This window comes from uncultured Frigoribacterium sp. (assembly GCF_963515265.1).
Classification (GTDB): domain Bacteria; phylum Actinomycetota; class Actinomycetes; order Actinomycetales; family Microbacteriaceae; genus Frigoribacterium.
Map to the genome: position 1 here is coordinate 1 of NZ_CAUPYL010000008.1, position 20084 is coordinate 20084.

Annotated in this window: 20 protein-coding genes and 1 pseudogene; 20 read left to right on the forward strand and 1 reads right to left on the reverse strand. The window is 71.6% G+C overall.

Annotated features, from left to right (window positions below; genetic code table 11):
- The 4 genes and pseudogenes from RWM17_RS01905 to RWM17_RS01920 form a co-directional block, all read left to right on the forward strand.
- Positions 1-494 (forward strand): annotated as a pseudogene (locus tag RWM17_RS01905) (hypothetical protein); the annotation flags it as partial.
- A 120-nt stretch (positions 495-614) separates the two neighbouring features.
- The gene (locus tag RWM17_RS01910) at positions 615-1481 is read left to right on the forward strand and encodes a transporter substrate-binding domain-containing protein (protein ID WP_314100869.1); all 867 of its coding nucleotides are present in this window, start codon (positions 615-617) and stop codon (positions 1479-1481) included.
- Between the two features lies 1 nt (position 1482).
- Entirely contained in the window at positions 1483-2148 is a 666-nt protein-coding gene (locus tag RWM17_RS01915) for an amino acid ABC transporter permease (protein WP_233568945.1), read from the forward strand.
- Positions 2135-2959: an amino acid ABC transporter ATP-binding protein gene (locus RWM17_RS01920; RefSeq protein WP_314100870.1), complete on the forward strand. Its 825-nt coding sequence runs from the start codon at positions 2135-2137 to the stop codon at positions 2957-2959. Before RWM17_RS01915 ends, RWM17_RS01920 begins: the two co-directional genes overlap by 14 nt.
- Positions 2960-2966: 7 nt before the next feature.
- Here RWM17_RS01920 and RWM17_RS01925 read toward each other — a convergent pair whose 3' ends face one another.
- The gene (locus RWM17_RS01925) at positions 2967-4193 is read right to left on the reverse strand and encodes a cobalamin-independent methionine synthase II family protein (protein ID WP_314100871.1); all 1227 of its coding nucleotides are present in this window, start codon (positions 4191-4193) and stop codon (positions 2967-2969) included.
- Positions 4194-4366: 173 nt separating this feature from the next.
- Here RWM17_RS01925 and RWM17_RS01930 point away from each other — a divergent pair, with 173 nt between their 5' ends.
- The 16 genes from RWM17_RS01930 to RWM17_RS02005 all read left to right on the forward strand — a co-directional run bounded on the left by RWM17_RS01930 (position 4367) and on the right by RWM17_RS02005 (position 20003).
- Positions 4367-5707, forward strand: a complete 1341-nt coding sequence (locus tag RWM17_RS01930) for a SufS family cysteine desulfurase (RefSeq protein WP_314100872.1) — start codon at positions 4367-4369, stop codon at positions 5705-5707.
- Positions 5704-6153 carry a Fe-S cluster assembly sulfur transfer protein SufU gene (gene sufU / locus RWM17_RS01935; RefSeq protein ID WP_314100873.1) on the forward strand — a complete coding sequence of 150 codons (450 nt, stop codon included), beginning with the start codon at positions 5704-5706 and terminating at the stop codon, positions 6151-6153. The genes RWM17_RS01930 and sufU overlap by 4 nt, the downstream gene beginning before the upstream one ends.
- Positions 6154-6238: 85 nt before the next feature.
- Positions 6239-7291 carry a hypothetical protein gene (locus RWM17_RS01940; protein ID WP_314100874.1) on the forward strand — a complete coding sequence of 351 codons (1053 nt, stop codon included), beginning with the start codon at positions 6239-6241 and terminating at the stop codon, positions 7289-7291.
- Positions 7288-8862 (forward strand): CoF synthetase, encoded by a 1575-nt coding sequence (locus tag RWM17_RS01945; RefSeq protein ID WP_314100875.1) that lies wholly within the window; start codon positions 7288-7290, stop codon positions 8860-8862. The genes RWM17_RS01940 and RWM17_RS01945 overlap by 4 nt, the downstream gene beginning before the upstream one ends.
- A 179-nt stretch (positions 8863-9041) precedes the next feature.
- Entirely contained in the window at positions 9042-10952 is a 1911-nt protein-coding gene (thrS, locus tag RWM17_RS01950; protein ID WP_314100913.1) for a threonine--tRNA ligase, read from the forward strand.
- 2 nt (positions 10953-10954) lie between these two features.
- A complete protein-coding gene (locus tag RWM17_RS01955; protein WP_314100876.1) occupies positions 10955-11563 on the forward strand; it encodes an HIT domain-containing protein in 609 nt (202 codons plus the stop codon).
- Between the two features lie 54 nt (positions 11564-11617).
- Positions 11618-12538, forward strand: a complete 921-nt coding sequence (gene pdxS, locus RWM17_RS01960) for a pyridoxal 5'-phosphate synthase lyase subunit PdxS (protein ID WP_314100877.1) — start codon at positions 11618-11620, stop codon at positions 12536-12538.
- Entirely contained in the window at positions 12528-13166 is a 639-nt protein-coding gene (pdxT, locus tag RWM17_RS01965) for a pyridoxal 5'-phosphate synthase glutaminase subunit PdxT (RefSeq protein ID WP_314100878.1), read from the forward strand. Before pdxS ends, pdxT begins: the two co-directional genes overlap by 11 nt.
- A gap of 108 nt (positions 13167-13274) precedes the next feature.
- Complete coding sequence (locus RWM17_RS01970; RefSeq protein ID WP_123545939.1) at positions 13275-14039, forward strand: YebC/PmpR family DNA-binding transcriptional regulator; 765 nt, start codon at positions 13275-13277, stop codon at positions 14037-14039.
- Positions 14040-14048: 9 nt separating this feature from the next.
- A complete protein-coding gene (gene ruvC, locus RWM17_RS01975; protein ID WP_314100879.1) occupies positions 14049-14624 on the forward strand; it encodes a crossover junction endodeoxyribonuclease RuvC in 576 nt (191 codons plus the stop codon).
- Positions 14621-15235, forward strand: coding sequence for a Holliday junction branch migration protein RuvA (ruvA, locus tag RWM17_RS01980; RefSeq protein ID WP_314100880.1), 615 nt, complete (start codon positions 14621-14623; stop codon positions 15233-15235). Before ruvC ends, ruvA begins: the two co-directional genes overlap by 4 nt.
- Complete coding sequence (ruvB, locus tag RWM17_RS01985; RefSeq protein WP_314100881.1) at positions 15232-16257, forward strand: Holliday junction branch migration DNA helicase RuvB; 1026 nt, start codon at positions 15232-15234, stop codon at positions 16255-16257. The genes ruvA and ruvB overlap by 4 nt, the downstream gene beginning before the upstream one ends.
- Before the next feature lie 82 nt (positions 16258-16339).
- On the forward strand, positions 16340-16774 hold the full coding sequence (yajC, locus tag RWM17_RS01990; RefSeq protein WP_314100882.1) for a preprotein translocase subunit YajC: 435 nt from the start codon (positions 16340-16342) through the stop codon (positions 16772-16774).
- Positions 16775-16867: 93 nt separating this feature from the next.
- Entirely contained in the window at positions 16868-18628 is a 1761-nt protein-coding gene (secD, locus tag RWM17_RS01995; protein ID WP_314100883.1) for a protein translocase subunit SecD, read from the forward strand.
- Positions 18628-19641 carry a protein translocase subunit SecF gene (secF, locus tag RWM17_RS02000; RefSeq protein WP_314100884.1) on the forward strand — a complete coding sequence of 338 codons (1014 nt, stop codon included), beginning with the start codon at positions 18628-18630 and terminating at the stop codon, positions 19639-19641. The genes secD and secF overlap by 1 nt, the downstream gene beginning before the upstream one ends.
- Complete coding sequence (locus RWM17_RS02005; RefSeq protein ID WP_314100885.1) at positions 19638-20003, forward strand: rhodanese-like domain-containing protein; 366 nt, start codon at positions 19638-19640, stop codon at positions 20001-20003. The genes secF and RWM17_RS02005 overlap by 4 nt, the downstream gene beginning before the upstream one ends.
- The last annotated feature ends 81 nt before the right edge of the window (positions 20004-20084 follow it).

Genomic DNA, 20084 nt, shown 5'->3' on the forward strand with positions numbered 1-20084 from the left:
CCCGCGGGGCGCTGCCGCTCGAGGCGGCCTCGGCCGGCCGGCTGCCCCGCGGGCGTCCCGCGACCCGCACCTTCAACCTCCTCTCGGCCGACGCCTCCGGAGCCGTCCACACGAGCTGGGACGGCGACCGCCTCGCGAGCGTTCCGCTCTCGCCGGGCGTGCACGTCCTCACGCACGGTGCGCCCGACGACCACCAGGTGGCCCGGGTGGCGCGCTGGCTGCCCCGGTTCCGCGGCGTCGCCGCACCGGTGGGCCCGCTCCCCGAGCGGGACGAGGGCAGCTGGCGGCCGTGGCTCGACCTCCTGCGCGAGAGCAGCGCGCTCCCGTTGTCCGACGAGGAGGCGCTGGTCCGGGCCGACCTGCTGCAGGGCACCTGGTTCGGCTCGCTCTCGCTCAGCCTCGTGGCGCTGTCCGCCGACCGCGTCGCCCACGAGCACCTGCGGCTCGACGCCGGCTGGGGCGTCGACCTGCCGGGCGCCCTCGCCGCCCGCTGACGCTGCCGCGAGCACCCTCTCCGACGTCACGAGACGACACAGGGAATCAGCGCCGCGCCTGCGCGGTTAGGGTCGGAGGCCCGGCAGACCCGGGCAGCTCATCGACCAGGAAGACCACCCGTGACGTTCTCGACTCCTCGCCTCTCCCGCACGACCCGGATCCTCGCCGTCGGCGTCGCCTCCGCCGCAGCCCTGCTGCTGACGGCGTGCGCGCCCGCCTCGACCGACGACGTCGTCTCGCAGACCGGGAGCGCCACCGCGGACACCAGTGCGGCGAAGAGCCTCTCCGACATCCAGGACGCCGGCGTGCTCGTCGTCGGCACCGAGGGCACCTACCAGCCCTTCACGTACCACGAGGGCGGCTCGGGAGCCCTGACCGGCTACGACGTCGACGTGGCCACCGCCGTCGCCGAGAAGCTCGGCGTCGACGTGGAGTTCGAGGAGACCCAGTTCGACGCGCTGCTCGCCGGGCTCGACGCCGGGCGCTTCGACGTCGTCGCGAACCAGATCTCGATCACCGACGAGCGCGAGGCGACCTTCGACTTCTCGACGCCGTACACGGTCAGCCGCGGCGTCGTCGTGACGGCCGCCGACGACACCTCCATCACGTCGCTCGCCGACCTCGCGGGCAAGACGACCGCGCAGTCGCAGTCGAGCAACTTCTACGACACCGCCAAGGAGGCCGGCGCCGACGTCCAGGTCGTCGAGGGCTGGGCCCAGTCGGTCGCGCTCGTAGAGCAGGGGCGCATCGACGCCACCGTCAACGACGAGCTCACCTTCCTCGACTATGTGAAGACCAACCCCGAGCAGGCGGCGGCGATCAAGATCGCGGCGACGACCGACGACGTGTCGCGCTCGGCGCTGGTGACGACCAAGGGCAGCGACGACCTCGTGCAGGCGATGGACGACGCCCTGGCCGAGCTGGCGGCCGACGGCACGCTGGCTCAGATCTCCTCCACGTACTTCGGCCAGGACGTCAGCGAGTAACGTGCAGTCCTCACTCGACCTCTTCGGCCGGGCGTTCTGGCCGATCGCGTCGGGTGCCCTGGTCGCCTCGATCCCGCTGGCCCTCGCCTCCATGGCGATCGGCCTGGTCATCGCCCTCGTCGTGGCGATGATGCGGTTGTCGGGGCGCGCCTGGCTGTCCGGGCTGGCGCGGTTCTACACGTCGGTCATCCGGGGCACGCCCCTGCTCGTGCAGCTGTTCGTCGTGTTCTACGGGCTGCCGTCGATCGGCGTCCGGCTCGATCCGTGGCCGAGCGCGATCATCGCGTTCTCGCTCAACGTCGGCGGCTACGCGGCCGAGGTGATCCGGGCGGCCATCCTCTCGGTGCCCAAGGGCCAGTGGGAGGCGGCCCACACCATCGGCATGTCGCGCGCCCTGGCGCTGCGGCGCATCATCCTGCCGCAGGCGGCGCGCGTCTCGGTGCCCCCGCTGTCGAACACGTTCATCAGCCTCGTCAAGGACACCTCGCTCGCCAGCGTCATCCTCGTCGTCGAGCTGTTCCGGCAGGCGCAGCAGATCGCGACCGTGTCGAACCAGTTCCTGCTGATCTACCTCGAGGCGGCCCTGATCTACTGGGTCATCTGCCTCGTGCTGTCGTTCGGGCAGGACGCCCTCGAGAAGAGACTGGACCGACATGTCGCCCGCTGACCCGCCCCTGTCCGGCGCCTCCTCCCGGCCCGGTCGCCCCGGCCAGGCGGCCGAGCTCGTCCTCCGCGTCGAGGGCCTCCGCAAGTCGTTCGGCGCGACCGAGGTGCTCAAGGGCATCGACCTCGAGGTGCGACGCGGCCGCGTGGTCGCGATCATCGGCCCGTCCGGCTCGGGCAAGACCACCGTGCTGCGGTCCCTGAACAGCCTCGAGGTCCCCGACGGCGGACGGGCGACCCTGTCCGACGGGCGGGTCGTCGACTTCGGCGGCAAGGTCGCCAAGCGCGACCTGCTCGCCCTCCGCGACCGGTCGTCGATGGTGTTCCAGCACTTCAACCTGTTCCCGCACCTGACCGTGCTGCAGAACGTGGTCGAGGGGCCGATCCGCGTCCAGGGCCGCGACCCCGAGGAGGCGCGGGCCGAGGCACGCGAGCTGCTCACGCGGGTGGGCCTCGCCTCCCGCGTCGACGCCTGGCCGGTCGAGCTGTCGGGCGGCCAGCAGCAGCGGGTCGGCATCGTCCGCGCCCTGGCCCTCCGGCCGGAGCTGCTGCTCTTCGACGAGCCCACCAGCGCCCTCGACCCCGAGCTCGTCGGCGACGTCCTCACCGTCGTCAAGGAGCTCGCCGACGAGGGCTGGACGATGGTCGTCGTCACGCACGAGCTCGAGTTCGCTCGCCGGGTCGCCGACGAGGTCGTCTTCATGGACGACGGCGTCGTGGTCGAGCGCGGCGCGCCCGCCGAGGTGCTGAACCGCCCCCGCGAGCCGCGCACGCAGCAGTTCCTCCGCCGCGTGCTCAAGCCCCTCGACGACTGACCTCGCCTCAGCCGAACAGGCGTGAGCTCGCGATGCGCGCGCCCTCGCCGAGCGCGGCGAGCTTCGCCACGGCGATCTGCGGGTGGATCCGCCCGCCGAGGCCGCAGTCCGTCGAGGCGACGACCCGCTCGGGCCCGACGACCGACGCGAACGCCTCGATGCGGTCGGCGACGAGCTCGGGGTGCTCGACCACGTTCGTCGCGTGGCTCACGATGCCCGGGATGATCTTCTTGTGCGCCGGCAGGTCGAGGTCCCGCCAGACCTTCCACTCGTGCTCGTGCCGCACGTTGGCCGCCTCGAACGAGTAGGCACCGGCGGTGATCTCGAGCATGAGGTCCGCGATGTGCCGGAACTCGATGTCCGTGGTGTGCGGTCCGTGCCAGCTGCCCCAACAGAGGTGGAACCGGATCTGGTCCTCGGGCAGGCCGCGCAGGGCGTGGTTCAGCGCCTCGACCCGGATGCGCGTGAAGGCGCGGTAGTCCGTGACGCTCGGCTCGGGGACGATCTGGTCCCAGTTCTCGGCGATCGAGGGGTCGTCGATCTGCACGGTGAGTCCGGCCTCGACGATCGCCGTGTACTCCTCCCGAAGCACCTCGGCCCAGGCCCAGATGTGCTCCTCCTCGGTCGCGTAGAAGTCGTTCGCGATGCGCGCGCCGCTGCCGGGCGACAGCGACGTGATGAAGCCCGACGACGGGTCGGCGCCGGTCGCGGCGAGCCCCGCCTTCAGGTTGGCGATGTCGGAGGCGATGGCCGACTGACCCACGTACGCGAGCGGACCCGTCGTGCTGGGGAACGCCGTCGCGGTCGTGCCGGTGCTGATGCCCGAGGTCGGGTCCTGGTAGGCGTCGGCGAAGATCGTCCAGTCGCGACGGTCGGGGAACGACGTCAGCCGCACGTTCCCGGGCGACGAGCGCACCGGCTCCTGCGAGAAGATGTCCGCGCCCGTGACCGACAGGCCCGAGACCCGCTGGAACGAGTACGACCACCACGCGCCGTAGTCGACCGCGCTCGTCATCGCCTTGCCGTACTCGCCGTCGCCGACGACGGTGATGCCGAGGTCCTGCTGGCGGCGCACGAGGTCGATCACCGCGGCGGTCAGCAGCTCGTCGAACTCGGGCGTGCGCTCGAGCGTGAGGCCGTCGTCGGCCAGGCGGCGGGCGTCGTTGGCCGCGATGAGCTCGGGCGTGCGGGGCAGGCTGCCCGCGTGGCTGGTCTCGATCCTCTGGTTCGTCATGTCCCGATGGTGGACCCGGCCCTCCTCGCTGTCACGTGCTGCGTCATGCGCCGTCACGATGGCGCAGGAGGCCGCGGCGGCGGAACAGGACGGGCACGCTGATCGTTGCCCCCGTCGGCCGTCGGCCGTCGACCGCCGACCGGCCCTGGCTACGATCGTCGGGAAGGGACACCGTGACTCAGACACAGCAGCAGACTCAGACACCGCAACAGACCACCGCCGGCCCCGCCCGCCCCCTCGACGACGTCGAGGTCGAGCGACTCCGCGCCGACTTCCCGATCCTCGCGCAGCAGGTCTCGGGCGAGCCCCTGGCCTACCTCGACTCCGGCGCGACGGCGCAGCGCCCGCGCTCCGTGCTCGACGCCGAGCGCCGGTTCCTCGAGACCGACAACTCGGCCGTGCACCGCGGCGCGCACACCCTCGCCGCCCTCGCGACCGAGTCGTTCGAGGAGGCGCGCGAGACCGTCGCGCGCTTCGTGGGCGCCGCCTCCCACGAGGTCGTCTGGACGGCGAACGCGACCGACGCGATCAACCTGGTGGCGCACGGCTTCACGGCCGCGACCCTCGGCCGCGGCGGCGAGTCCGCCCGCCGCTTCGCGCTCCGCCCGGGCGACGAGATCGTCGTGACCGAGGCCGAGCACCACGCGAACCTCGTGCCCTGGCAAGAGGTGGCGGCCACCACGGGCGCGGTCCTGCGTGTCGTGCCGGTCGACGACGACGGCGTCTGGACGCTCGACGACGCCCGTGCCGTCGTCGGCGAGCGCACGCGGGTGCTCGCCTTCGCCCACGTGTCGAACGTGACCGGGCTGGTGGCGCCCGTCGAGCAGCTGGTCGAGCTCGCCCACGGGGTCGGCGCGCTGGTCGTGCTCGACGCCTGCCAGTCGGTGCCCCACCGCCCCGTCGACTTCCGTGCCCTCGGCGTCGACTTCGCGGCGTTCAGCGGCCACAAGATGCTCGGGCCCACCGGCATCGGCGTCCTCGTCGGCCGCGGGGAGCTGCTCGACGCCCTGCCCCCGTTCCGCACCGGCGGCTCCGTGATCACCACCGTGACGCTCGAGTCCGCCGAGTACCTGCCCGCGCCCCAGCGCTTCGAGGCCGGCACGCAGCCGGTCTCGCAGGCCGTCGCCCTCGCCGAGGCCGTCCGCTACCTCGAGGCCGTCGGCCTCGAGCGCATCCGCGACCACGAGGAGGCGCTGGCAGAGCAGCTGGTGGTCGGCCTGTCCGCGCTCCCAGGGGTCCGCGTCGTCGGCCCGCCCGCCGGCGTGCCGCGCTCGGGCCTCGCCAGCTTCGTCGTCGACGGCGTGCACGCGCACGACGTCGGCCAGTACCTCGACGCCGAGGGGATCGCGGTGCGCGTCGGCCACCACTGCGCGCAGCCGCTGCACCGGCGGCTGGGCGTGACGGCGACGACGCGGGCGAGCACCTACCTGTACACGACCGCCGCCGAGGTCGACCGTCTGGTCGCCGGCGTCGCCGGGGTCCGCGGCTACTTCGGGGCGGAGGACGCCCGATGAGCGCCTCCCTCGACTCGCTCTACCAGCAGGTGATCCTCGACCACGCGAAGGCGCGGCACGGCGACGGCGAGCTCACGGGCGCCGACGCCGAGCACTTCGAGCGGAACCCCACCTGCGGCGACGAGATCACGGTGCGGGTCCGGCTCGAGCCGGGCACCGACCGCGTGGCAGACCTGCGATGGCAGGGCGCGGGCTGCAGCATCTCGATGGCGTCGGCGTCGGTCCTCTCCGGTCTCGCGCCCGGCCGGACGCTGCCCGAGCTCGCGGCGCTGGTCGGCGAGTTCCGCGCGATGATGCGGTCCCGCGGCGCGGGAGAGCCCGACGACGAGGTCCTCGGCGACGCCGTCGCGCTGCACGGCGTCTCGAAGTTCGTCATGCGCGTCAAGTGCGGCATGCTCGCCTGGGTCGCCGCCGAGGCCTGCGGCGAGGAGCTCTCGGCTCGGTGACCCGCGAGGGCAACCCGGTGCGCCGGTCCGGGGTTCATCCCTGAGGTGCAGGTGCCCGGGCGAGTCGCCGCACTAGTGTCGGCCCATGGAACCTCGGGGGAGCGAGCGGCCGACGACGCCCTGGCCGGCACTGATCGACCAGGCGCGGCACTACCCGTCGCCGCACAACTCGCAGCCGATCGTCGTGCAGCCGACGTCCGCGACGACGGCGACCGTCTGTTACGACCTCGACCGGGGCCTGCCCGCCGAGTCGTTCGGCATCCCGTTCGCCCACGTCTGCGGCGGGGTGTTCCTCGCCGGCCTCGCGATCGTCGCCCGCGCCCAGGGCTTCGTCGTCCGTGAGGCGCTCGACCTCGCGCCGATGGACTTCGGCGGGGAGGTCCGGCTGCACCGCCTGGCCGAGGTCGTCCTCGAGCTGCACGAGGCGACCGACGCCGACCGCGCCGCCCGCGACGCCTTCCTCGCCCGGCAGACGTCGCGCCGCCCCTACGACGCGACGACCGTGGACGAGGAGGTGCTGGCCGGCGCCCGAGCGATCGCCGCCTCCCACGGCCACCTCCTCCGCAGCACGACCGACGCCGCGACGGTCGACGACGTCGTCCGCATCAACCAGGAGACGCTCTTCGACGACCTGCAGGACGACGACGTGCACGCCGAGATCATGACCTGGCTGCGCTTCTCGGCGAGGGAGGCCGCGGAGACCGGCGACGGCCTGAGCGCCGAGACCATGTTGATGCCGGGGCCGGTGCTCCGGTTCGCCATGGGCCACCGCGGGCTCTGGACGGCGCCGGTCGTCGGCGACGCCGTCAGGCGGGTCTACCTCGGCACCATGAAGGGCGTCCGCCAGCTCGCCTGGCTCGAAGGCCCGTTCGCGAGCCCCGCCGACCACGTCGAGGCAGGCCGGGCGTTCCTCGAGGTGTGGCTCGAGCTGTCGCGGCACGGCGTGGCCCTGCACCCGTTCGGCACCGTCATCACCAACCCGCGGTCGCACACCGCGTTCGTCCGCGCCGTCGACGTCGACGAGCAGGACGGGCGCATGGCCTGGATGCTGTTCCGGCTGGGGCGGAGCGCTGCGCCGCCCGTGGCCCACCGCCGCCCGGCCGCCGCGATGACGATCGGGGCGGGGGAGGGACGATGAAGCGGCTCGTGGTCTTCACGCTCCTCCGGGTCGTCGACGGCCTCGTCAAGCTCGCGATGCCCCGGGTCGAGACGCACCGTCTCCTGCTCGTCCCCGGCATCGAGCCGCTCCGCTGGCGGCTCGGGCGCTGGCGCGCCTGGCGCACCATGGAGCGAGCGGCGCGGTCGGTGCCTGCCTACCGGGCGTTCCTGCGGGAGCACGGGCAGGGCCGTCGCCTCGACACCCGTGACGGGGTCGAGGCCGCTTTCGCCCGCCTGCCCGAGATGGACAAGGAGTCGTACGTCAAGCGCTGGAGCATCGCCGAGCGCTGCCTCGGCGGCCGCCTGCCTCGTCGAGGGGTGGTCGTCGACGAGTCGTCGGGCAGCTCGGGCGTGCCGACGAGCTGGGTGCGCGGCCCCGACGAGCGCCAGGCCACGCGACAGCTGCTGCAGCTCGGGTTCGCGCGCACGTCGGCCGAGCTGCCGCACCCGCCGTTCGTGCTCAACGCGTTCTCGCTGGGCGCCTGGGCCACCGGCATGAACGTCACCGCCTCCCTCACCGAGTCGACGATGATCAAGTCGATCGGACCGGACCCGGACAAGATCATCCAGACGATGCGCGAGTTCGGCACCGGGTTCACCTACGTCATCCTCAGCTACCCGCCGTTCCTCAAGGGCCTCTTCGAGGACGACCGGCTCGACTGGTCGCAGTACACGATCGTCGCCGCGTTCGGGGGCGAGGGCATCAGCGAGAACATGCGGGGGCACATCCTGAAGTACGCACGGGCGGTCCTCGGCTCGTACGGGGCGAGCGACCTCGAGATCAACCTCGGCATCGAGACCGAGTTCACCGTGGCCCTCCGCCGCGCGATCGCCGACGACCCCGACCTCGCGGCCCGGCTCACGCGGCAGCAGGAGTACGGCGTGCTGCCGATGATCTTCCAGTTCAACCCCTTCGGCTACCTGATCGAGACGAACGAGGCCGGCGAGCTCGTCGTCACGATCGCCCGCGCCGAGAACATCAGCCCCCGCATCCGCTACAACATCCACGACCGGGGACACGTCACCCGGATGCGCGACGTCCTGCCGGTGCTGCGCGAGAAGGGACTGTCGGCGGTCGTCACCGAGAAGTTCCTCGACCTGCCGCTGCTGTTCCACTACGGCCGGAGCGACCTCTCGGTCGACTACAACGGCGCCGTCGTCGCGCCCGACGCTCTCCGGGACGTGCTCCAGGGCGACCCGGCCCTGCTGCAGGCCGTCGAGAACCACCGGCTCATCGCCTTCGAGGACGCGATGGGCGACCGTCAGCTGCACATCGCGCTGCAGCTCTCGCCCCACGCCGGCGACGTCGACACCGGCCCGTGGCGGGACGTCGTCGTGGGCGGCCTGAGACGCCTCAACCTCGACTTCTCGAACGCGGTCCGCACCGCGGCGCCCGCGACCCTCCCGACCGTCGCCTTCTACGCGCACAGGACGGGCCCCTTCGCCCACGACGGCGCGAAGCTGAAGAACGAGTACGTCTGGCAGCTCGGCCCCGGCGAGGTCGACCAGCACGACCTCGACCTGGGCTGGACGGCGCCGAGGGAGGCGTGACCGGCGGCGGGTGCCACTGCCGGCGGCACTAAACTGGCGCGCGTCCCCTCGATCGTCAGGAGCCCTCCACCGTGTCAGACCAGCCTGCCCCCGCCGCCCTCGCCGCCGCGCCCGTGACCGTCGAGGCGACCGAGACCACGACGGGGCTCGAGCTGTTCACGGACAAGGGCGTCGTCGCGATGCGCGTCGGCGGCGAGCTCCGCGACCTCGCGTCCGAGCTGCACGCGGGCGACGTCGCCGAGGCCGTCCCCATCGGCTCGCCCGACGGCCTGGCCGTGCTCCGCCACTCGGCGGCGCACGTCATGGCGCAGGCCGTGCAGGGCATCAACCCTGAGGCGAAGCTCGGCATCGGCCCGCCCGTCACCGACGGCTTCTACTACGACTTCGACGTCGCCGAGCCCTTCACCCCCGACGACCTCAAGGCGATCGAGAAGGGCATGGAGCGGATCATCCGCCAGGGCCAGCGCTTCCGCCGCCGCGTCGTCACCGAGGCCGAGGCCCGCGCCGAGCTCGCCGGCGAGCCCTACAAGCTCGAGCTGATCGGCCTCAAGGGCGGCTCGGCCGACGAGATCGGCGACGACGGCGAGTCCGTCGAGGTCGGCGGCGCCGAGCTGACCATCTACGACAACGTCGACCCGAAGAGCGGCGACGTGCTCTGGTCCGACCTCTGCCGCGGTCCGCACGTGCCCACCACCCGCGTCCTCGGCAACGCCACGAAGCTGATGCGCGTCGCCGCCGCCTACTGGCGCGGCTCCGAGAAGAACCCGCAGCTGCAGCGCATCTACGGCACAGCCTGGCCGACGAAGGACGAACTGCGCGAGTACCAGGCCCGGCTCGAGGAGGCGGCGAAGCGCGACCACCGCAAGCTCGGCGTCGAGCTCGACCTCTTCTCGTTCCCGGACGAGATCGGCTCCGGCCTCGCGATCTTCCACCCGAAGGGCGGCATCATCCGTCGCGAGATGGAGGACTACTCGCGCCGACGCCACGAGGCCGCCGGCTACGACTTCGTGTACACGCCGCACATCACGAAGGCGAGCCTGTTCGAGACCTCAGGCCACCTCGGCTGGTACAAGGACGGCATGTTCCCGGCCATGAAGCTCGACGAGGCCAGGAACGACGAGGGCGAGGTCACCCGCCAGGGCGCCGACTACTACCTCAAGCCGATGAACTGCCCCATGCACATCCTCGCGTACCGCTCGCAGCCGCGGTCGTACCGCGACCTGCCGATGCGCCTCTTCGAGTTCGGCACCGTCTACCGCAACGAGAAGTCGGGCGTCATCCACGGCCTCACCCGCGTGCGGGGCATGACCCAGGACGACGCGCACATCTTCACCACGCGCGAGAAGATGAAGGAGGAGCTGACCGGCACCCTGAACTTCGTCCTGTCCCTGCTCCGTGACTACGGCCTGACCGACTTCTACCTCGAGCTCTCGACGAAGGACCCGGTGAAGTACGTCGGCGACGACGACATCTGGGACACCGCGACGCAGACCCTCCGCGAGGTCGCCGAGGAGTCCGGCCTCGAGCTCGTCCCCGACCCGGGCGGAGCCGCGTTCTACGGCCCCAAGATCTCGGTGCAGGCCCGCGACGCCATCGGCCGCACCTGGCAGATGTCGACCGTCCAGCTCGACTTTAACCTGCCCGAGCGCTTCGAGCTCGAGTACGCGGCCGCGGACGGCACGCGGCAGCGTCCGGTCATGATCCACCGTGCGCTGTTCGGCACCATCGAGCGCTTCTTCGGCGTCCTCACCGAGCACTACGCCGGGGCGTTCCCCGTGTGGCTGTCCCCGGTCCAGGTCGTGGCGATCCCCGTGGCCGACGAGTACGGCGACTACCTCGACGACGTGGTGCGCCAGCTGCGCGAGAAGGGCGTCCGCGCCCAGGTCGACCACGGCGACGACCGGTTCCCCAAGAAGATCCGCACGCACACGAAGTCCAAGGTGCCCTTCCAGCTCATCGCGGGCGAGGAGGACCGCGCGGCCGGCGCCGTGAGCTTCCGCTACCGCGACGGCTCCCAGGAGAACGGCGTGCCCGTCGCCGACGCCGTGGCCAAGATCCTCCAGGCGATCGAGACGAAGGCCCAGGTCTGACCGTGGGGGCGGGCGCCGACGAGCTGCCGGCCGACGTCGACCCGGACGGCGACGGGCCGGCGCGCGCCGAGTCGGCCGACGACTTCGCGTCGGCGCCCGACGCGTTCCAGCGCCTCTGGACGCCGCACCGTGCCGTGTACGTCAGCCTGGGCCAGGGCGCCCACGACGACGCGTGCCCGTTCTGCGCCGCGCCCTCGCGCAGCGACGAGGAAGCGCTGATCGTCGCCCGGGGACAGCACGCCTTCGTGCTGCTGAACCTGTACCCGTACAACCCCGGCCACCTGCTGGTCTGCCCCTACCGGCACATCTCGACCTACGACCTGGCCACGCCCGACGAGGTCGCCGAGATCGGTGCCCTGACCCAGACCGCCATGCGCGTCGTCCGCGAGGTCTCGCACGCCCAGGGCTTCAACATGGGCATGAACCAGGGGTCGGTCGGCGGCGCCGGCATCGCCGAGCACCTGCACCAGCACGTGGTGCCGCGCTACGGCGGCGACTCGAACTTCTTCCCGATCATCGCCCAGACCAAGGCCGTCACGCAGCTGCTCGGCGACGTCCGCGATGCGCTGGCGGCCGCCTGGCCCGCCGGGGGAGACCAGGCCACTCGGTGACGAGCGGCACATCGGCGACGCACACCCCCGGGCAGCGCCTAAACTGAGGGCATCATGAGCGACAGCACCCCCACCTCCGTCCCGTCCGCCGGCAGCACCACCGGATCGGACCGCGTCAAGCGCGGTCTCGCCGAGATGCTCAAGGGCGGCGTCATCATGGACGTCGTCAACGTCGAGCAGGCGAAGATCGCCGAAGAGGCGGGCGCCGTCGCGGTCATGGCCCTCGAGCGCGTGCCCGCCGACATCCGATCGCAGGGCGGCGTCGCCCGCATGAGCGACCCCGACATGATCGACGAGATCATCGCGGCCGTCTCCATCCCCGTCATGGCGAAGGCGCGCATCGGCCACTTCGTCGAGGCACAGATCCTCCAGACGCTCGGCGTCGACTACATCGACGAGTCCGAGGTGCTCAGCCCCGCCGACTACGTCAACCACATCGACAAGTGGAACTTCACGGTCCCCTTCGTCTGCGGTGCGACGAACCTCGGCGAGGCGCTCCGCCGCATCACCGAGGGTGCCGCGATGATCCGCTCCAAGGGCGAGGCCGGCACCGGCGACGTGTCCGAGGCGACCAAGCACATCCGCACCATCTCGAAGGAGATCGCGCAGCTGCAGGGGCTCAAGACGGACGAGCTGTACGTGGCCGCGAAAGAACTGCAGGCGCCGTACGAGCTCGTCAAGGAGATCGCGGGGACCGGCAAGCTGCCCGTCGTCCTCTTCACCGCCGGCGGCGTCGCGACGCCCGCCGACGCGGCGCTGATGATGCAGCTGGGCGCCGACGGCGTCTTCGTGGGCTCCGGCATCTTCAAGTCGGGCAACCCCGCCGAGCGAGCCGCCGCGATCGTCAAGGCCACGACGTTCTTCGACGACCCGCAGGTCGTCGCCGACGCGTCGCGCGGCCTCGGCGAGGCCATGGTCGGCATCAACGTGCCCGACCTGCCCGCGCCGCACCGCCTCGCCGAGCGTGGCTGGTAGCCGACACGAGGAGGCGGCGGCCCCGCGGGTCGGGGTCCTCGCCCTCCAGGGCGACTTCCGTGAGCACCTCGCGGTCCTGACCGCCCTCGGAGCGGTCGCCGTCCCGGTACGCAGGCCCGACGAGCTCGCGGCGGTGTCGGGTCTCGTGATCCCCGGCGGCGAATCCACGGTGATGGACAAGCTCAGCCGCACCTTCGGCATGGCCGAGCCGCTGCGCGCGGCCGTCGACGCGGGCCTGCCTGTCTACGGCACCTGTGCCGGGCTGATCATGCTGGCCGACCGCGTCGTCGACGGGCCGGCCAGCCAGCACCTGACGGGGCAGCGCACGATCGGCGGGCTCGACGTCGCCGTGCGCCGCAACGCCTTCGGCGGCCAGAACGAGTCCTTCGAGACCGATCTCCTCGTCCCCGTCGTCGGCGTCCCGCCCGTGCACGCCGTCTTCATCCGGGCGCCCGTGGTCGCCGAGGTCGGCCCGCTCGCCACCGCGATCGGCGTGCTCGACGACGGCCGCGTCGTCGCCGTCGAGCAGGGCAACCTGCTCGGCACGTCCTTCCACCCCGAGGTGACCGGTGAGCTCCGCTTCCACGCTCGGTTCCTCGACAAGGCGCGCGCCTGGTCCTCGCGCTGACGCGCCTCCTCGTCCCGGGTCCTGCCCCGTCCTGACCCGTCGCTGCCGCCCCGGCGGCGGGCCTGCCGGTAGGATGGTCCGGATCGTCAACCGGAAGTGAGGAGCACCGTGTCCGGGCATTCCAAGTGGGCCACGACCAAGCACAAGAAGGCCGTCATCGACAGCCGTCGCGCCAAGTCGTTCGCCAAGCTCATCAAGAACATCGAGGTCGCGGCCAAGCAGGGCGGGGCCGACATGTCCGGCAACCCGACGCTCGTCGACGCCGTCCAGAAGGCCAAGAAGACCTCGGTCCCCAACGACAACATCGACCGTGCCGTCAAGCGCGGCGCGGGCCTCAGCGGCGAGTCCGTCGACTACCAGACCATCGTCTACGAGGGCTACGGCCCCAACGGCGTCGCCCTGCTGATCGAGTGCCTCACCGACAACAAGAACCGCGCGGCGGCGAACGTCCGCACGGTCATGTCGCGCAACGGGGGCACCATGGCCGACCCGGGCAGCGTCGCCTACAACTTCAGCCGCAAGGGCGTCATCGCCGTCATGAAGACCGGCGAGCTCAGCGAGGACGACGTGCTGGCGGCCGTGCTCGACGCCGGCGCCGAAGAGGTCACCGACCGTGGCGAGGGCTTCGAGATCGTGACCGAGCCGTCCGACCTGGTGCCCGCGCGCACGGCGCTCCAGGAGGCGGGCATCGACTACGACTCCGCCGACGTCGAGTTCGTCCCCGGCCTCAAGATCGAGGTCGACCTCGAGACCGCCCGCAAGGTGTTCCGCCTCGTCGACGCGCTCGACGACGACGACGACGTGCAGAACGTCTACGCCAACTACGACGTCCCCGCCGACGTGCAGGCCGCGCTCGACGACGACGACGACTGAGCCGCCGAGGTGACCCTGCGGGTGCTCGGCATCGACCCCGGCCTGACCCGCTGCGGGGTCGGGGTCGTCGAGGTCGACGCGAGCCGCCGGGCCACCCTCGTGGCGGTGACCGTGATCCGGTCGCCGGCCGACATGCCGCTCGAGCAGCGCCTCCTCACGATCGGGCGCGGCATCGAGCAGCTGGTCGACGAGCACCGTCCCGACGCGATGGCCATCGAGCGCGTCTTCGCGCAGAACAACCTGTCCACCGTGATGGGCACAGCCCAGGTGAGCGGACTGGCGCTGCGCGCCGCCGCCGAGCGCTCCGTCCCCGTGGCCATGCACACCCCGTCCGAGGTCAAGGCGGCCGTGACCGGCTACGGCTCGGCGGACAAGGCCCAGGTCGGTGCCATGGTCGCCCGCCTGCTCGGCCTCGCCGAAGCGCCGAAGCCGGCCGATGCCGCCGACGCCCTCGCGCTGGCGATCTGCCACGCGTGGCGTCGCGGCGGCCTCCCCTCGGCACCGAGCGGCGGCGGTCTCACGACCGCGCAGAAGGCGTGGCGCGAGGCGGAGAAGTCGGCCCGGACTCCTAGGCTGGGCAGATGATCTCGAGCGTCCGCGGCACCGTGCTGTCCGCCTCCGGAACCAGCGTCGTCGTCGAGGTCGGGGGAGTGGGCCTCCGGGTCGGAGTGACGCCCCAGCTCGCCCTCACGGCGGCGGTCGGCACGACGCTCCAGCTGTTCACGACGCTGATCGTACGAGAAGACGACCTCTCGCTCTTCGGCTTCGCCGAGCTCGAAGAACTCGAGGTGTTCGATCTGCTGCGGAGCGTCACCGGCGTCGGCCCGAAATCGGCACAGGGCGTGCTCGCCACGCTCAGCCCGTCGCAGGTCGCGCACGCGGTCGCCGACGACGACGACGCGCCTTTCCGACGCGTGTCCGGCATCGGGCCCAAGACCGCGAAGCTGATCGTCCTCTCGTTGGCGGGCAAGCTCGACGTCCGGGCTGTCGCGCCCACCGTGACCGCCGCCTCCTCGACCTCGGCCGACGTCCTCACGGCCCTCGTCGGGCTGGGCTGGTCCGAGAAGGAGGCGCAGGCCGCCGTCGACTCGGTGGTCGCCGACCGCGGGCCCGACGTCGCCGTCTCCGTGCCGTCGCTGCTGCGCGCCGCCCTCGGCCACCTCGGCCCTCAGAAGTCGCTGGGCGCACGCGCGTGACCGACGCCGACCTCACCCGACCCGTCGTCGAGTCCGAGGCGGAGCTCGCCTTCGAGGGAGCGCTCCGCCCCACCTCGCTCGACGAGTTCGTCGGCCAGAAGAAGGTGCGCGGACAGCTCGAGCTGCTGCTCAAGGCGGCGTCGATGCAGGGGCGGACGCCCGACCACATCCTCATGGCTGGTCCTCCCGGGCTCGGCAAGACCACCCTCGCGATGATCGTGGCGCACGAGAGCGGGCGGCCGCTCCGGATGTCGTCCGGTCCGGCCATCCAGCACGCGGGCGACCTCGCCGCCGTGCTGTCGGCCCTCGTCCCCGGCGAGGTTCTCTTCATCGACGAGATCCACCGCATGGCGCGCTCCGCGGAGGAGATGCTGTACCTCGCCATGGAGGACTACCGGATCGACATCATGGTCGGCAAGGGCGCCGGCGCGACGAGCATCCCGCTCGAGTTGTCGCCCTTCACGCTCGTCGGCGCCACCACGAGGAGCGGCATGCTGCCGAACCCCCTCCGCGACCGGTTCGGCTTCACGGCCAACCTCGAGTTCTACGACGCCGCCGAGCTCACCGAGGTGCTCCGCCGCGCCGCCTCCCTGCTCGGCATCCCCGTCGACGGCGACGCCCTGGCCGAGATCGCCGGTCGGTGCCGCGGCACGCCGCGCATCGCGAATCGCTTGCTCCGTCGCGTCCGCGACTACTCGCTGGTCCACGGACGGGACGCCGACCTGGCGACGGTGCGGGACGCCCTGGCGCTCTACGACGTCGACGACCTCGGCCTCGACCGGCTCGACCGCGAGGTCCTGTCGACCGTGCTCACGAGATTCGGCGGCGGCCCCGTCGGGCTCGGCACGCTCGCCGTCTCGGTCGGAGAAGAGGCGGACACGATCGAGTCCGTCGTCGAGCCGTTCCTCGTTCGCATCGGCCTGCTGATCCGCACCCCCCGGGGCCGCGTGGCGACGCCGGAGGCCTGGCGGCACTTCGGGCTCCAGCGCCCGTCAGGGGCGCTGTTCGGCGATGAACTATGATCGCCGCTAGGCCTGTCGGCGCGAGGCACCCTCACCACCGCCCGCGCCGCCCATCCCCACGAGCTTCGAAAGGCAGTTCCTCATGGACGCCACAACAATCATCATGGTCCTCCTCCTGGTGGTCCTCGTCTTCTTCATGTTCCGCAACAAGCGCAAGCGTGACGCCCAGCAGGCGACGCTGCAGTCGAAGATGGTCCCCGGCGTCGAGGTGATGCTGAGCTTCGGCGTCTACGGCACGCTCGTGTCGATCGACGACGAGGCCAACATCGCCGAGGTCGAGGTCTCGCCCGGCACCGTCCTGCGCGTGCACCGCCAGACCCTGGGCCGCGTCGTCGAGCCCGTCGTCGCCGACGACGCCGTGGTCACCGACGCCGACGAGCTCGGCGCCCGCCCGGCCGACGACCTGATCGTCGACGACGCCACGACCGCCGACCGCACGTCGCCCGCCTACGGCGAGCGGGTCGACGAGACGCGCCTCGACTCCACCACCGACACGGACAAGCCGAACAAGGCCTGACCCGCCGACAGCCGGGGCCCACTCGTGAGCCCCGGCCCAGACGACGGCGCGCGCCCCTCGGGGCGCGCGCTCCCATGAGAAAGCAGAACCTCCGTGGCACGTTCGACGCCGGTCAAGAAGGCAATTCGTTCCCTGACGTGGTTGCTCGTCATCATCGCGGGCCTCGCCGCGCTGAACGGCACCGCCACCGCCCTCAACGACTCGGGTCGTGACGGCTGGTGGGACGGCGCGAGCTGGGTCCCCGAGCTGGCGCTCGACCTGCAGGGCGGCACGCAGATCACCCTCGCCGCGCAGCTCGACGACGGCCAGTCCGTGTCCAGCCAGCAGCTCGACCAGGCCGTGACGATCATCCGCCAGCGCATCGACAGCGCCGGCGTCTCCGAGTCGGAGATCACCCGCCAGGGCGCGCAGAACATCGTCGTGTCGATCCCCGGTCGGCCCGACAACGAGACGCTCGAGCGCATCGAGGCCTCGGCCAAGCTGACCTTCCGGCCCGTGCTCTACACCGAGGCCGTGAGCAACGCCGCGGTGGGCGGCGACGCCGACGCCACGGCGAGCCCCTCGGCGACGCCCTACACGCCGAACCCCGATCTCAACTCGACCCCGACGGCCTCGCCGACGAACGCCTCCGACCTGAACTGGATCACGGAGCAGCTCGCCGACGAGTACACGAACTACCAGTGCGCCGCCGACAACGACCTGTCGACGGCTCGCGACGACGAGCCGCTCGTCACCTGCTCGACCGACGGCACCGCCAAGTTCATCCTCGGCCCGGTCGAGGTGCAGGGCAGCGACATCAGCGACGCCACCAACGGCCTCGCCACTGACTCGCAGGGCAACTCGACGAACACGTGGGCCGTCAACCTCGAGTTCGACCGTCAGGGCACCGACCGGTTCAGCGACGTCACGTCACGGCTGGTGGCCCTCCAGGCCCCGCAGAACCAGTTCGCGGTGACGCTCGACAACCAGGTGATCACGGCCCCGTCCGCGAACGCCGCCATCACCGACGGCAAGGCCCAGATCACGGGCTCGTTCACGCAGGACACCTCGAAGACCCTGGCCGACCAGCTCAAGTTCGGCGCCCTGCCGATCAGCTTCTCCGTGCAGAGCAACGAGAACATCACCGCGACCCTCGGCCAGACCCAGCTGGTGAGCGGCCTGATCGCCGGCCTCATCGGCCTGATCCTCGTCGTGATCTACTCCCTGATCCAGTACCGTGCGCTCGCCTTCGTCACCGTCCTGTCGCTGATGATCGCCGCGCTGCTCACGTACCTCGTCATCGCGATCCTGTCCTGGCGCGAGGGCTACCGGCTCTCCCTCGCCGGCGTGACGGGGTTGATCGTGGCGATCGGCATCACGGCCGACTCGTTCATCGTCTACTTCGAGCGCATCCGCGACGAGCTGCGTGACGGGCGCATCCTCGAGAGCGCCGTCGAGTCCGGCTGGAAGCGCGCGATCCGCACGATCGTCGCCTCCGACACCGTGAACTTCCTCGCCGCCATCACCTTGTTCATCCTCGCGGTGGGCAACGTCAAGGGCTTCGCCCTCACGCTCGGGATCACGACGGTGATCGACCTGATCGTCGTCGCCCTCTTCACGCACCCGATGCTGCAGCTGATCGCTCGCACGCGGTTCTTCGGCGAGGGCCACGCGTTCAGCGGGCTGAACCCGAAGGCGCTCGGCGCCGTGTACCGCGGTCGGGCCCAGTTCCGCACCCCCGTCCCCACGGGGGCCCGCAAGGGCGCGGGCGGCCGAGAGGCGGCCAAGCGCCAGACCATCGCCGAACGCAAGGCGGCAGAGAGCACGAGCACCCGAGTCGACGACTCTGCGCGCGGTGAAGGGAAGGACAGCTGATGGCCAGCTTCTCCAAGTTCGGCAACGACCTCTACACAGGGGCTCGTTCCTACGACATCGTGGGCCGCCGGCGCACGTGGTACATCATCGCCGCGGTCGTCATCGTGATCTGCGCGACGGTGCCGTTCCTCCGGGGCGGCTACCACTTCGGCATCGAGTTCACCGGCGGCTCCGAGTTCCAGGTGGCCCAGCCCGCCGAGCTCGACCAGGACGTCGCGACGCAGACGGTCGAGGACGTCGCCCCGGGCTCGAACCCCCGGGTCACCCAGGTCGGCAGCGACACCATCCGCGTGCAGACCTCGCAGCTCGAGGCGACGCAGACGAACGACGTGGCCGACGCCCTCGCGACGGCCTACGACGTTCCCGCTGAGCGGGTCACCTCCTCGTTCATCGGCGCCTCCTGGGGTGCCGACATCACGGGCCAGGCCATCAAGGGCCTCGTGATCTTCCTCATCCTCGCGGCCATCGGCATGACGCTCTACTTCCGCACCTGGAAGATGTCGCTCGCCGCCATGACGGCGCTGCTGCACGACCTCGTGCTCACCGCCGGCATCTACGGCATCGTCGGCTTCGAGGTCACGCCCGCCGCGGTCATCGGCTTCCTCACCATCCTCGGCTACTCCCTCTACGACACCGTCGTGGTCTTCGACAAGATCCGCGAGAACACCGCGGAGGACGGCGAGGGCTCCCGGCGCACCTTCGGCCAGTCGATCAACCTCGCGATCAACCAGACGCTGGTCCGGTCGATCAACACCTCGGTCGTCGCCCTGCTCCCCGTCGCCGCGATCCTCTTCATCGGTGCGTTCGTCCTCGGCGCCGGCACGCTCCGAGACATCTCGCTCGCCCTCTTCATCGGCATCCTGGTGGGCACCTACTCGACGATCTTCATCGCGTCGCCGCTCTACGCGACGCTCCGGATCGGGGAGTCCGACATCAAGAAGCGCGACGACCGCAAGCGCGCCGATCGTGCGCGTGACGCCGACGCCGCGGCGGCCTCGGTGATCGCGTCGTGAGCGCGCCCCTGGGCGGAGGTCCCGCCTCCTCGATGCCTGAGGTGACCGCGCAGGAGGCGGTGGCCCTCGTGGGCGGCGGCGCCTACCTCCTCGACGTGCGCGAGCAGTCGGAGTGGGACGAGGGCCACGCGTCGCGGGCCGTGCTCCTGCCGCTCTCCGAGCTGGGCGAGCGGGTGGACGAGGTCCCCACGGACCGGGACGTGCTCGTCGTCTGCCACTCGGGCATGCGCTCGATGCGGGCCACCGCCGCGCTCCGTCGCGCCGGCCTGCGGGCCGTGAACGTGGAGGGCGGCATGCTCGCCTGGCGCGACGCGGACGGCGACGTCGTCAGCGACGGCGACGCTCGCCCGACGGTCGACTGACCGGGAGCGAGTAGCGTTGTCCCGACTCGTGCACGACCCGATGCCCGTTCCCGGAGGCGCGTCACCGTGCGCGAGCGACGA